15 protein-coding genes and 1 other RNA gene are annotated in these 13539 nt (G+C 50.4%); 9 read left to right on the top strand and 7 right to left on the bottom strand.

What is annotated here, in order from left to right:
- Window positions 1-85: 85 nt before the first annotated feature.
- From cof to amtB, 6 genes are all read left to right on the top strand, one after another.
- On the top strand, window positions 86-904 hold the full coding sequence (gene cof, locus FEK46_RS14090; RefSeq protein ID WP_135406152.1) for an HMP-PP phosphatase: 819 nt from the start codon (window positions 86-88) through the stop codon (window positions 902-904).
- Between the two features lie 152 nt (window positions 905-1056).
- Window positions 1057-1515 carry a DNA-binding transcriptional regulator DecR gene (gene decR / locus FEK46_RS14095; protein ID WP_000884589.1) on the top strand — a complete coding sequence of 153 codons (459 nt, stop codon included), beginning with the start codon at window positions 1057-1059 and terminating at the stop codon, window positions 1513-1515.
- A gap of 29 nt (window positions 1516-1544) precedes the next feature.
- Window positions 1545-3317 carry a SmdA family multidrug ABC transporter permease/ATP-binding protein gene (locus FEK46_RS14100; RefSeq protein ID WP_130260299.1) on the top strand — a complete coding sequence of 591 codons (1773 nt, stop codon included), beginning with the start codon at window positions 1545-1547 and terminating at the stop codon, window positions 3315-3317.
- Window positions 3310-5091 (top strand): SmdB family multidrug efflux ABC transporter permease/ATP-binding protein, encoded by a 1782-nt coding sequence (locus FEK46_RS14105; protein WP_135560001.1) that lies wholly within the window; start codon window positions 3310-3312, stop codon window positions 5089-5091. The genes FEK46_RS14100 and FEK46_RS14105 overlap by 8 nt, the downstream gene beginning before the upstream one ends.
- 180 nt (window positions 5092-5271) lie before the next feature.
- Complete coding sequence (glnK, locus tag FEK46_RS14110) at window positions 5272-5610, top strand: P-II family nitrogen regulator (RefSeq protein ID WP_000780338.1); 339 nt, start codon at window positions 5272-5274, stop codon at window positions 5608-5610.
- A 29-nt stretch (window positions 5611-5639) separates the two neighbouring features.
- Entirely contained in the window at window positions 5640-6926 is a 1287-nt protein-coding gene (amtB, locus tag FEK46_RS14115; protein WP_130206280.1) for an ammonium transporter AmtB, read from the top strand.
- Between the two features lie 182 nt (window positions 6927-7108).
- Here amtB and tesB read toward each other — a convergent pair whose 3' ends face one another.
- Window positions 7109-7969, bottom strand: a complete 861-nt coding sequence (gene tesB / locus FEK46_RS14120) for an acyl-CoA thioesterase II (RefSeq protein WP_130223207.1) — start codon at window positions 7967-7969, stop codon at window positions 7109-7111.
- A 218-nt stretch (window positions 7970-8187) separates the two neighbouring features.
- On the opposite strand from tesB, the gene FEK46_RS14125 reads away from it, so the two are divergent.
- The gene (locus tag FEK46_RS14125; protein ID WP_131160985.1) at window positions 8188-8760 is read left to right on the top strand and encodes a YbaY family lipoprotein; all 573 of its coding nucleotides are present in this window, start codon (window positions 8188-8190) and stop codon (window positions 8758-8760) included.
- Window positions 8761-8790: 30 nt separating this feature from the next.
- On the opposite strand, the gene FEK46_RS14130 is transcribed toward FEK46_RS14125, so the two are convergent.
- Complete coding sequence (locus tag FEK46_RS14130; protein ID WP_130215477.1) at window positions 8791-9102, bottom strand: MGMT family protein; 312 nt, start codon at window positions 9100-9102, stop codon at window positions 8791-8793.
- Between the two features lie 162 nt (window positions 9103-9264).
- On the opposite strand from FEK46_RS14130, the gene ffs reads away from it, so the two are divergent.
- An RNA gene (gene ffs / locus FEK46_RS14135) (signal recognition particle sRNA small type) lies at window positions 9265-9361 on the top strand.
- A 119-nt stretch (window positions 9362-9480) separates the two neighbouring features.
- Entirely contained in the window at window positions 9481-9834 is a 354-nt protein-coding gene (locus FEK46_RS14140; protein ID WP_064529090.1) for a DUF1428 domain-containing protein, read from the top strand.
- A gap of 37 nt (window positions 9835-9871) precedes the next feature.
- Here the strand turns inward: FEK46_RS14140 and FEK46_RS14145 are convergent, their stop codons facing one another.
- The 5 genes from FEK46_RS14145 to tomB form a co-directional block, all read right to left on the bottom strand.
- On the bottom strand, window positions 9872-11422 hold the full coding sequence (locus tag FEK46_RS14145; protein ID WP_135560000.1) for an EAL domain-containing protein: 1551 nt from the start codon (window positions 11420-11422) through the stop codon (window positions 9872-9874).
- Between the two features lie 162 nt (window positions 11423-11584).
- Window positions 11585-12055, bottom strand: coding sequence for a YlaC family protein (locus FEK46_RS14150; RefSeq protein ID WP_130206287.1), 471 nt, complete (start codon window positions 12053-12055; stop codon window positions 11585-11587).
- Between the two features lie 113 nt (window positions 12056-12168).
- Window positions 12169-12720 carry a maltose O-acetyltransferase gene (gene maa / locus FEK46_RS14155; RefSeq protein ID WP_130206289.1) on the bottom strand — a complete coding sequence of 184 codons (552 nt, stop codon included), beginning with the start codon at window positions 12718-12720 and terminating at the stop codon, window positions 12169-12171.
- A 171-nt stretch (window positions 12721-12891) separates the two neighbouring features.
- Window positions 12892-13110 (bottom strand): HHA domain-containing protein, encoded by a 219-nt coding sequence (locus FEK46_RS14160; RefSeq protein WP_001280991.1) that lies wholly within the window; start codon window positions 13108-13110, stop codon window positions 12892-12894.
- A gap of 25 nt (window positions 13111-13135) precedes the next feature.
- Window positions 13136-13510: an Hha toxicity modulator TomB gene (tomB, locus tag FEK46_RS14165; RefSeq protein WP_021532618.1), complete on the bottom strand. Its 375-nt coding sequence runs from the start codon at window positions 13508-13510 to the stop codon at window positions 13136-13138.
- Window positions 13511-13539 lie beyond the last annotated feature (29 nt).

The raw sequence follows: 13539 nt of genomic DNA on the forward strand, positions 1-13539 counted from the left end.
ATATTTTTTATCTATTCACTATTACTTCCGTATATATCAAGTGATACTCAATCACCATTAACCGTGTCACAGAGTGGAGAAAGAAATGGCTCGTCTGGCAGCATTTGATATGGACGGCACTTTATTGATGCCTGACCATCATTTAGGTGAGAAAACGCTCTCTACTCTGGCGCGCCTGCGTGAACGCGATATTACCCTTACATTTGCTACGGGTCGTCATGCGTTGGAGATGCAGCATATTCTCGGGGCGCTATCGCTGGATGCGTATTTAATTACCGGCAACGGCACGCGTGTGCACTCTCTGGAAGGCGAACTTTTACATCGTGATGATTTACCTGCGGATGTGGCGGAGCTGGTGTTGTATCAGCAATGGGATACCCGAGCCAGCATGCATATCTTCAATGACGATGGTTGGTTTACCGGGAAAGAGATCCCTGCGCTGTTGCAGGCATTTGTCTATAGCGGTTTTCGTTATCAGATAATCGATGTCAAAAAAATGCCACTCGATCGAGTCACCAAGATCTGTTTCTGTGGCGATCACGACGATCTTGCACGCTTGCAGATCCAACTACACGAAGCTTTAGGTGAGCATGCACATTTGTGTTTTTCCGCGACTGATTGCCTGGAAGTGCTGCCGGTGGGCTGCAATAAAGGCGCTGCGTTGACGGTGCTGACCCAACATTTAGGTTTTTCGCTGCGTGACTGTATGGCCTTTGGTGACGCGATGAATGATCGCGAAATGTTAGGCAGCGTCGGTAAGGGCTTCATTATGGGTAATGCGATGCCGCAATTGCGTGCGGAACTCCCTCATTTACCGGTGATTGGACACTGCCGTAATCAGGCTGTCTCTCACTTTTTGACGCACTGGCTGGATAATCCACATCTACCTTATTCCCCCGAATAACGAGATCCCTTCCAGCACCGGGCAACTGCCCGGTTTTTTTTGCCCCGAATTTGTCATTTTGTGCATTCTCTGTGAAATCGCACGGAATAAATTGTCGCTATTTGGCCTTTAAAATAGAATCAAAAGAGAAAATAATTCTCTGTGGATTGGCTATGTTAGATAAAATTGACCGTAAGCTGCTGGCCTTATTACAGCAGGATTGCACCCTTTCTTTGCAGGCACTGGCAGAAGCCGTTAATCTGACAACCACGCCTTGCTGGAAGCGTCTGAAACGGTTGGAAGATGACGGTATTCTTATCGGCAAAGTCGCGTTGCTGGATCCGGAAAAAATTGGCCTGGGTCTGACTGCTTTTGTGCTGATTAAAACGCAACATCACAGCAGTGAATGGTATTGTCGCTTTGTTACGGTCGTCACGGAAATGCCGGAAGTTCTCGGTTTCTGGCGCATGGCCGGTGAATACGATTATCTGATGCGGGTTCAGGTTGCTGATATGAAGCGCTACGATGAGTTTTATAAGCGTCTGGTTAACAGTGTGCCGGGGCTTTCGGACGTCACTTCCAGCTTCGCGATGGAACAGATTAAGTACACTACCTCGTTACCTATCGAATAATTATCCAGGATCAGGTCAGGACATAACGCGTGCGATTATTTGCTCAACTAAGCTGGTATTTCCGCCGGGAATGGCGCCGCTATCTCGGGGCTGTTGCCTTGCTTGTCATTATTGCGATTCTGCAACTGATCCCGCCAAAAGTCGTTGGTATTGTTGTCGATGGCGTGACAGAAAAACACTTTACTACCGGGCAGATCCTGATGTGGATCGCCACCATGGTGTTGATTGCAGTGGTGGTTTATCTCCTGCGTTACGTCTGGCGCGTACTGCTGTTCGGCGCGTCTTATCAACTGGCTGTTGAACTGCGTGAAGACTATTACCGCCAGCTAAGCCGCCAGCATCCAGAGTTTTATCTGCGTCATCGTACGGGTGACCTTATGGCCCGTGCGACAAATGACGTCGATCGTGTGGTATTTGCCGCCGGTGAAGGGGTGCTAACGCTGGTGGATTCGCTGGTGATGGGTTGCGCAGTGCTGATAATGATGTCAACGCAGATTAGCTGGCAGTTAACTTTAATAGCGCTGTTGCCGATGCCAGTGATGGCAATCATGATTAAACGCAACGGCGATGCCTTGCATGAACGCTTTAAGCTGGCACAAGCCGCCTTTTCCAGCCTTAACGATCGTACCCAGGAGAGTCTGACCAGTATTCGCATGATTAAATCCTTTGGTCTGGAGGATCGCCAGTCTGCGCTGTTCGCCGCAGATGCCGAAGATACCGGTAAGAAAAACATGCGAGTAGCGCGCATTGATGCTCGTTTCGACCCGACCATTTATATCGCGATTGGCATGGCGAATTTACTGGCGATTGGCGGTGGTAGTTGGATGGTCGTGCAGGGCAGCTTAACGTTGGGCCAGCTCACCAGTTTTATGATGTACCTTGGTTTGATGATTTGGCCGATGCTGGCGCTGGCGTGGATGTTTAACATTGTGGAGCGCGGCAGCGCGGCGTATAGCCGAATTCGTACCATGCTGGCCGAAGCGCCAGTCGTTATTGATGGTAAAGATAAGGTGCCAGAAGGTCGTGGTGAACTGGATGTGAATATTCGTCAGTTTACGTATCCTCAAACTCATCACCCTGCGCTCGAGAATGTCAGTTTTGCGCTGAAACCGGGTCAGATGCTGGGAATTTGCGGGCCGACCGGCTCCGGAAAAAGTACTGTGCTGTCATTAATTCAACGTCATTTTGATGTCACCGAGGGTGATATCCGTTTTCATGATATTCCTTTGACGCAGTTGCAACTCGACAGCTGGCGTAGCCGCCTGGCGGTAGTTAGCCAGACACCGTTCCTTTTTTCTGACACGGTTGCTAATAACATCGCGCTGGGTTGCCCGAATGCCACCCAGCAAGAGATTGAACACGTAGCGCGGTTAGCCAGCGTGCATGACGATATTTTGCGTCTGCCGCAAGGTTACGACACAGAAGTGGGCGAACGCGGCGTGATGCTTTCCGGTGGGCAAAAACAGCGAATCTCCATTGCCAGGGCATTGCTGGTGAATGCGGAAATCCTCATTCTTGACGATGCTCTATCGGCGGTAGATGGTCGCACGGAATACCAGATTCTCCATAACCTGCGCCAGTGGGGGCAGGGGCGAACGGTGATTATCAGCGCCCATCGCCTTTCTGCCCTGACCGAAGCGAGTGAAATTATTGTGATGCAGCATGGGCATATTGCCCAGCGCGGCGATCATGATGTGCTGGCGCAACAAAGCGGCTGGTATCGCGATATGTATCGCTATCAACAACTGGAAGCGGCGCTCAACGATGCTCCGGAAAATCATGAGGAAGCTGTTGATGCGTAGTTTTAACCAACTCTGGCCGACTCTGAAGCGCCTGTTAGCTTACGGTTCACCATGGCGTAAACCGCTGGGTATCGCAGTGTTGATGATGTGGGTGGCAGCGGCGGCAGAAGTGAGCTGCCCGCTGCTCGTCAGTTACTTTATCGACAATATGGTGGCGAAAAATAATCTGCCGCTGAAAATGGTTGTCGGGCTGGCGGCGGCATATGTCGTACTGCAACTGTTTGCCGCCGGGCTACATTACGCGCAGTCGCTGTTGTTTAACCGGGCGGCAGTAGGCGTTGTACAACAGTTACGTACCGATGTGATGGATGCTGCACTGCGCCAACCGTTGAGTGAGTTTGATACTCAGCCGGTCGGGCAGGTGATTTCCCGCGTTACCAATGATACTGAAGTTATCCGCGATCTCTACGTTACCGTGGTCGCGACTGTTTTGCGTAGTGCCGCCCTGGTAGGGGCGATGCTGGTAGCGATGTTCAGTCTCGACTGGCGAATGGCGCTGGTAGCGATAATGATATTCCCTGTTGTGTTGGTGGTGATGGTGATATACCAGCGTTACAGTACGCCGATTGTCCGCCGAGTACGCGCCTATCTGGCTGATATCAACGACGGCTTTAACGAAGTTATTAACGGCATGAGCGTCATCCAGCAGTTCCGCCAGCAGGCGCGATTTGGCGAACGTATGGGCGAAGCCAGCCGTTCACACTATATGGCGCGAATGCAAACGCTACGGCTGGACGGCTTTTTACTGCGTCCCTTGCTGAGTCTGTTTTCATCGCTCATTCTTTGTGGCTTGTTGATGCTGTTTGGCTTCTCCGCCAGCGGCACCATTGAAGTGGGTGTGCTGTATGCGTTTATCAGCTATTTGGGGCGACTTAACGAACCCTTAATCGAACTGACCACGCAGCAGGCGATGCTGCAACAGGCTGTTGTTGCTGGCGAGCGTGTGTTTGAACTGATGGACGGACCGCGCCAGCAATATGGCAATGATGATCGCCCGTTACAGAGCGGCACCATTGATGTCGATAACGTGTCGTTTGCTTATCGCGATGACAATCTGGTGCTGAAAAATATTAATCTTGCCGTTCCTTCGCGCAGCTTTGTGGCGTTGGTGGGGCATACCGGTAGCGGCAAAAGTACCCTGGCAAGTTTGCTGATGGGCTATTACCCACTAACAGAAGGTGTGATTCGGCTTGATGGACGTCCGTTAAGTTCGCTCAGTCATAGCGCGCTGCGTCAGGGCGTGGCGATGGTGCAGCAAGATCCGGTAGTGCTGGCGGATACCTTCCTCGCCAACGTGACGCTGGGACGAGATATCTCCGAAGAGCGCGTCTGGCAGGCGCTGGAAACGGTACAACTGGCGGAACTCGCGCGTAGCATGAGCGACGGTATTAATACACCGCTGGGCGAGCAGGGGAATAATCTCTCAGTCGGGCAAAAGCAACTGCTGGCACTGGCACGCGTGCTGGTGGAGACGCCGCAAATCCTGATCCTTGATGAGGCAACCGCCAGCATTGACTCCGGTACTGAACAGGCGATTCAGCACGCTCTGGCGGCGGTGCGTGAACACACTACGCTTGTGGTGATTGCTCACCGCTTATCGACCATTGTTGATGCTGATACCATTCTGGTGCTTCATCGTGGTCAGGCTGTGGAACAGGGCACTCACCAGCAACTGCTGGCCGCCCAGGGGCGCTACTGGCAGATGTATCAACTGCAACTTGCGGGCGAAGAGCTGGCAGCCAGCGTGCGTGAAGATGAATCTCTGAGCGCCTGATTAGCGCAAAATTTCATCGGTGGTGCAAAAATGTAACGCACTGTGCACTGTCATAGTGCGTTTTTATTTTCAATCTTCTTAACTTCCTGCTCTCTTTCTCGTTTTTCATTTCTGGCACACCGCTTGCAATACCTTCTTCGTGTAGCAGAACCATTACCGAATTCTGACCGGAGGGGATCTATGAAGCTGGTGACCGTGATAATCAAACCATTCAAGCTGGAAGACGTTCGTGAAGCGTTATCTTCCATTGGTATTCAGGGCCTGACCGTCACCGAAGTGAAAGGTTTCGGGCGTCAGAAGGGCCATGCTGAGCTGTACAGGGGCGCGGAATACAGCGTCAACTTCCTGCCAAAAGTAAAAATTGATGTGGCGATTGCTGATGATCAACTCGATGAAGTGATCGATATCGTCAGTAAGGCGGCTTACACCGGAAAAATTGGCGATGGCAAAATCTTCGTCGCTGAATTGCAACGCGTCATTCGTATTCGCACCGGCGAAGCCGACGAAGCGGCGCTGTAATCTCTGGCACACAGCAACAGGAACGAAACATGAAGATAGCGACGATAAAAACTGGGCTTGCTTCACTGGCGATGCTGCCGGGACTGGTAATGGCTGCACCTGCGGTAGCCGATAAAGCCGACAATGCGTTTATGATGATTTGTACTGCGCTGGTACTGTTTATGACTGTTCCGGGGATTGCCCTGTTTTACGGCGGGTTGATTCGCGGCAAAAACGTGCTGTCGATGCTAACGCAGGTGACCGTGACGTTTGCACTGGTCTGTATTCTCTGGGTGGTTTACGGTTACTCGCTGGCGTTTGGTGAGGGCAACAACTTCTTCGGCAACATTAACTGGTTGATGCTGAAAAACATCGAACTGACGGCGGTGATGGGCAGCATTTATCAGTATATCCACGTGGCGTTTCAGGGATCGTTTGCCTGCATTACCGTCGGCTTGATAGTCGGGGCGCTGGCGGAACGGATCCGCTTCTCAGCAGTGCTGATTTTCGTGGTAGTGTGGCTGACGCTCTCCTACATTCCAATTGCACATATGGTGTGGGGCGGCGGCTTGCTGGCTTCTCATGGTGCGCTGGATTTCGCGGGTGGCACGGTGGTGCACATTAACGCCGCAATCGCCGGTCTGGTGGGCGCGTATCTGATAGGTAAACGCGTGGGCTTTGGCAAAGAGGCGTTTAAACCGCACAACCTGCCAATGGTCTTCACCGGGACTGCCATTCTCTATATCGGTTGGTTTGGTTTTAACGCCGGGTCAGCGGGTACGGCGAATGAAATCGCGGCACTGGCATTTGTGAATACTGTGGTGGCAACGGCGGCGGCAATTCTTGGCTGGATCTTCGGTGAATGGGCGCTGCGTGGTAAGCCTTCACTGCTGGGGGCGTGTTCTGGCGCGATTGCCGGTCTGGTCGGCGTGACGCCAGCCTGTGGCTACATTGGGGTTGGCGGTGCGTTGATTATCGGCGTGGTAGCTGGTCTGGCGGGCTTGTGGGGCGTTACCATGCTCAAACGCCTGTTGCGGGTCGATGATCCTTGCGATGTCTTCGGTGTGCACGGCGTTTGTGGCATTGTCGGCTGTATCATGACCGGGATTTTTGCCGCCAGCTCGCTGGGCGGCGTGGGCTTCGCTGAAGGTGTGACGATGGGGCATCAGTTGCTGGTACAGCTGGAAAGCGTCGCCATTACGATCGTCTGGTCCGGTGTGGTGGCATTTATCGGCTACAAACTGGCGGATCTGACGGTTGGCCTGCGTGTGCCGGAAGAACAGGAGCGAGAAGGGCTGGACGTCAACAGCCACGGCGAAAATGCCTATAACGCGTAACAAGCAATCAAATGCAATTTAGCCTGATGCGCAGCGCTTATCAGGCCTACATTAAAAATCACAATTTGTTGAATTTACAATAATTGGTGGGCCGGATAAGGCGTTTACGCCGCATCCGGCATCAACAAAAGCATGTTACCAACTATCTGGCAGCCGGACGGTTTTCACCTCCGGCTGTTTTTTTAATTGTGATTACGCATTACCCCTTCCTGAACGGTCGAGGCAACCAGTACGCCGTCCTGGGTATAAAACTCACCGCGCACAAATCCTCGGGCGCTGGACGCTGACGTGCTCTCCACGCTATACAGCAGCCATTCGTTTAAATTAAATGGTCGATGGAACCACATGGAATGGTCAATGGTGGCTATCTGAATCCCCGGTTCGAGAAAACCGATGCCGTGCGGCTGTAGAGCTACCGGCAGGAAGTTAAGATCAGAAGCGTATCCCAGCAGATACTGATGAACGCGCAGATCATCCGGCACGCTACCATTTGCGCGGATCCACACCTGACGATGCGGCGCGGCGACGTGACCTTTCAGTGGGTTATGAAATTCCACCGGACGCACTTCCAGCGGACGATCGCAGATGAATTTATCTTTCAGCACTGGCGGCAGCAGGTGCGCCAGCGACTGGGCGATCTGTGTTTCCGAAGGCAAACCATCGGGCGCTGGGGCCGGAGGCATCTCTTTTTGGTGTTCGAATCCAACTTCTGGCGCCTGGAAAGACGCTGTCATATAAAAAATGGGTTTGCCGTTCTGAATCGCTGCCACACGGCGGGCACTGAAACTGTTGCCGTCACGCAGTGTTTCGACATCATAAATAATCGGCTTCTTGCTATCACCAGGGCGAAGAAAGTAGCTGTGGAATGAATGCACCAGACGCTCTTCGGGTACTGTCTCCTTTGCGGCATACAGGGCCTGACCCACGACCTGGCCGCCAAACACCTGGCGTAAACCTAAATCTTCACTCTGGCCGCGAAAGAGTCCTTCCTCAATTTTTTCCAGATTCAACAATGTCAGTAAATTTTTTAAGGCCTGACTCATATTAACTCTCCAGTAACAAAGCTGCCGCAGCAAGCCAAAGTGAGTTGAGTATAACGCAATTTTGTCACTGGTCCGATGGGTGCAATGGTCTGAATTACGGGCTAAATGCAGGCGTAAATACGTGATTTGTGCCACACTTATTGACGTTACGATTTTGTTAACCACTCTTCCGGCGAGGAAAGTTAGCCCGCTGGTGCATTGATAATAAGGAGAAGTGAATGAAACTCGTGCACATGGCCAGTGGTTTAGCGGTTGCGATTGCGTTGGCGGCTTGCGCTGATAAAAGCGCGGATATTCAGACGCCAGCACCTGCTGCAAATACCTCTATTGCGGCGACACAACAACCTGCTATACAGCAACCTAATGTCTCCGGTACGGTCTGGATCCGTCAGAAAGTCGCACTGCCTCCCGATGCTGTGCTGACCGTGACACTTTCTGACGCGTCTTTAGCCGATGCGCCGTCTAAAGTACTGGCGCAAAAAGCGGTGCGTACCGAAGGTAAACAGTCGCCATTCAGCTTTGTTCTGCCATTTAACCCGGCAGATGTTCAGCCGAACGCGCGTATTCTGTTGAGTGCGGCGATTACCGTGAATGACAAACTGGTATTTATTACCGATACCGTCCAGCCGGTTGTCAATCAGGGGGGAACCAAAGCCGACCTGACATTGGTGCCGGTTCAGCAAACCGCCGTGCCTGTCCAGGCCAGTGGTGGCGCAACAACTACCATACCTTCGACTTCACCAACTCAGGTGAATCCGTCTTCGGCAGTTCCAGCTCCTACGCAATATTAAGCGAAGTTAACCCTCTCCGCCCGGAGAGGGTTAGTAGTTCCAGCGATAACGCTGTAAGTCGATTTGTCCGTTTCCCGATACCATCACGCCTTCTGCCAGTAATGCCTGCCGCTGACGCTGTAAATCTGGTCCGGTTAATGAGATTGTGCCGTGGCGGTTAACCACCCGATGCCAGGGCAAAGTGCTGCCTTCGGGCAGGCGCTTTAACACACCGCCCACCTGGCGCGCGGCACGGGGCGATCCTGCCAGTTTCGCGACATCGCCGTAAGTAGTGACATACCCTTCGGGAATAGCGGCTACGATTTGCCACACGCGCTGGGGAAATGAATCTTCTTTTTCCATCTTTTCTTCCTGAGGTAATTTTTCAGCATAATCTGGAAAAACGTCCGAGTGAAGTCGCATTGCGCAAGAAACCAGCATCCGGCACGCAATGGGTTGCAATTAGCCGGGGCAGCAGTGATAATGCGCCTGCGCGTTGGTTCTCAACGCTCTCAATGGGGGCTCTGTTGGTTCTCCCGCAACGCTACTCTGTTTACCAGGTCAGGTCCGGAAGGAAGCAGCCAAGGCAGATGACGCGTGTGCCGGGATGTAGCTGGCAGGGCCCCCACCCATTTCTGCCTCCCACCGTTTCGTCAAAAAACCTCAATATGGCTAAACTTTAACCACGACTGATGCCGCAAGAATTTTCTGGCTGCACGGTACGCTTCGGAGGTATGTCTGATGAAGTATGTTGATGGTTTTGTGGTTGCTGTTCCTGCCGACAAAAAGGATGCCTATCGTGAAATGGCCGCAAAGGCCGCGCCGCTGTTTAAAGAGTTTGGCGCCCTGCGCATTGTTGAATGCTGGGCCAGCGATGTACCGAATGGCAAAGTGACCGATTTTCGTATGGCGGTCAAAGCGGAAGAGAATGAGGAAGTGGTTTTTAGCTGGATTGAATACCCTTCAAAAGAGGTCCGCGACGCTGCCAATCAGAAGATGATGTCGGACCCACGGATGAAAGAGTTCGGCGAGTCCATGCCGTTTGATGGTAAACGAATGATCTACGGTGGGTTCGAGTCAATCATTGACGAGTAGCGTGACGGGCTGTGCGGCGTGCCGCCAGCCCCAAAATTCACAGATGGTGTTCTGCCCAGCGTATAAACTCCTCTTTCGGTAATGCTTTGCTGTACAACCATCCCTGGCCGTAATGCACGCCATGCTGGCGTAGCCACTCTTCCTGTTTGCTGGTTTCGATCCCTTCCGCCACCATTTTAAGTTTCAGTGTTTTTGCCATTTCGATGATATGCGGTGTGACATTTTTATATTCCAGCGCATCAACAAAAGATTTATCGATCTTCAGAATATCGACATCCAGATCCTGCAAATAACTTAAGCTCGAATAACCGGTACCAAAATCATCAAGATAAATTTCATGACCAACCTGTCGATATCGGGAGATTACCGGGGCGCTGATTTTTGGATCAGCAAACTCGCGTTCAGTGAGTTCAAGAGCGATCTGTTTGGGATTGACCTGGTAGTGATTGATCATTTCACGCAGCAATTGCGGGATTTTTTCCGAGGTGAGCACAGTGGATTCAAGATTGATCGAAATATGTTGCTGTGGATGCTGACGCAGCCAGTCGCCCATATCTTCAAAGACCGTTTTGATAATAAGCAGAGTCAGAGATTCTGACAGGCCCGTTTGTTGCGCCAGCGGGATAAAACTATCCGGTGACAACCAGCTACCGTCTGTCTGCGGCCAGCGCGCCAGCGCTTCGGCTCCGACAATCTTTCCATTCGATAAGGAGATAATAGGCTGATAGTGCACGCAAATATCGCGGTTCTCGATAGCATCCTGCAGGCGATGATGCGGTGACTGGATACGGCGTAAAATCCGCAGGACGAACATTGCCGCCAGTAGGCCAATTAACAATCCGACAGGCAACCAGATAAAGACCTGCCGATGCCAACCTTTTTGTAACGTTTTTGTCGAAGCCCAGGTGATTATGGAAATATTCATCTCGGGGAGAGGCAGGATATCGTAAATGATTCCATTCTTTTCGATGTGTTCACCCGGTGTTTTTTGCAGCTGGGTAATAATTCCCTGGGCTATTTCGTCACTGCTGGTAATGATAATGTTATGCACATTGCCAATAATCGCGGCATCAATTTGCCACGAGCTATAAGGAATCACATCTATAAATGAGGCGGGGTCAATCATCACTATGTAATGTGCAGTTCCCATTGCAACCATGTAGCGGGTAATACCTAAATCGTTGTGCGAGGTTAACCATACCCGATAACCATCGTTCGATATTTTACCTGGCTCGGGGAAGGTATCTGGCGGACTTTCATGTTCCAGAGAAGAGCACTGAGGCACGTTGTTATCAACATAGATCACTTCCTGAATATAACGATAACTATAAGATACCCGGCGCATTTCCATTAGATGAGCCTTGCTACAGGCTGCGCCTTGCCATTTTTCCAGTTTTTGTAGTGCATCTTTCCCTTGCGACGCCACTTTGTTGGCGCGAATAGCGACGCGGGATGAGTAGGTATGTAGCTCCTCAACAAATGACGTTTCTACCTGTTGATGAGCCAGCCAGATGCTTAAGCCCACTGGTAGAAGTACGGAAAGGATCAGTACTCCTGAAATTAGGCTGACCAGATGTCGTGTTCTCACCAGCATGTCCTTATTTACGCAGTGTAGGGAAAGTATATCCGATAGCGAATAAGGGCATGCAAAAGATAAGTGATGCGGGGGAGTTTCGTTAAATGCGTTGTGGCAACGATTGTTGTCAATTCACCAGGCGCGGATGTTTACGCCTGGTGAGGGCGATACAACTTATGGTGTCGCTTCGGTGCGGGCGAGAGTGAAAATATCGTAAAAGGACAACTCACCTTTACGAGCGATCATTTTCTGCAACTGTTCTTTGTGGATGTTCGCGACACGCGGCGAGTTCAGAATAGCGTCGACCAATGCAGTTGGAACAAAGCGTGTATTGTACCATTCGCCGTTGTAGCAAACCCGGAAATCAAGAACGTCGATATCTTCGTAATGGTAACGTGGATAAACGTCAAAAAAGAAGAAACCGTTAAGCAGGATGAACAATACCACCAGGAGCCAGACTGAACCAACCAGCGTTTCAGACTGTAACATCACAGCCAGAGTGGCAAAAAAAGCGACATACATACCGATAAACAGCCCCGGATGTTTACGGATAAAACTGATACTAAAGCGAGGTTTATTATCGCGTTTTTCGTGTGCATTTAGTGCATCAATTGTTTCGGTCAGCAGGCGTTGTATTTCAGTCATCTTTTGCCTTTGTGGTATCTGCAACTTTTCAGGGAACACCCTATTTTAACGTGGGAATCATATGATGAAAGTAACAGATTAACCACAATTTTGCATAACAGTTGCAACTATGGTTACAGTTTTTTAATGACAGTGGCCGGGTTACCGCCCACGACAACGTTAGCCGGAACATCTTTTGTGACGACGGCACCAGAGGCCACCACGACGTTATCGCCAATGGTTACACCAGGGTTGATGACAGCACGTCCGCCAATCCAGACGTTATTACCGATAGTCACAGGTTTCCCCAGTTCAGCGCCACTATTACGGGCTACTGGGTCGACAGGGTGCGTAGCGGTATAAATGTGAACACCTGGTGCCAACATGCAATTATCACCGATACGAATTGGGCAGACATCGAGCATCACGCAATCGAAGTTGGCGTAAAATCCTTTGCCCAAAAAAATGTTATAGCCATAGTCGCAGCGAAAAGAGGGTTCAATATAAGCATCTGCTACCTGACCGAATAAATCGGTGAGAATTTTCTGGCGTAATGTTTGTTCTTCCGGTGCGGAGTGATTGTATTGGTGAATAAGCTGACGAGCGCGCAGGCGATCGCGAGATAACTCCTCATCTGCCGAGCGATACAACTCACCAGCAATCATTTTTTCTTTTTCTGTGCTCATTACTGACCTCCCGTTGCTGAAAATGCGGCAACACGGTAATGCGAATAGTCAGTTAAGAGAACGTTCCCGTTTTCCGAATGTGATGAAGGTCACATGCAGTATGCTTTCATTGCGAATAATATAATAATGTTAATAAACAGTCGGTTACATTTTCGAATGTCTGCTATTTAATTACCGAATAAATTTCCATACAGAGGAGGGGATCTTGTCGTACAGTTTATTCATGGTCAATTCTGCGAGGCGGTGATCTGCGGCTGAGTAAAATACCGCCAGTTCATTATCTGATAATTCGTATTTATTTTTCTCGATAACACGCTCTAGCGTGTCAATTGTCTGGCAACGACGCAGACGCATCAAATAATCGGTTTTCGTTAAAGGTTTATCGGACATACTTCTACCCATGGTTGTAATAATTCTAACAAGATAAACTCGCAGGATTCTCTTTAGTGGCATTCACAAAACAACGGAACAGTCGGTTACCTGACTTCCGCCATTTCTGGAGATCCTGCATATTAATACCATAACTACTGAACAACATAAAGGTGTCGTCCAGATATTCATCTATCTGCTCAATGAGCTTATTGTCTTCATTATACTTAATTTTGTAATTAAGTGCGAAGGTTGCTATATGTTCAATGAGTTCATTAAGCTGCAGATTGATGGCCGAGGTAGGGTCGTTAACCCAACCATGGTTACTTTCTTCAAGGTTTGCAAGACAGTCATGATACAAGGTTTCGCAGAGAAATTTAAGCTGCGCGACATCATGTCTTTTTGGTGAGTATTCATCCATAACGCGTCCCCCTTCTTAGCGGTTGAACT

It is taken from the genome of Escherichia sp. E4736 (assembly GCF_005781225.1).
Classification (GTDB): domain Bacteria; phylum Pseudomonadota; class Gammaproteobacteria; order Enterobacterales; family Enterobacteriaceae; genus Escherichia.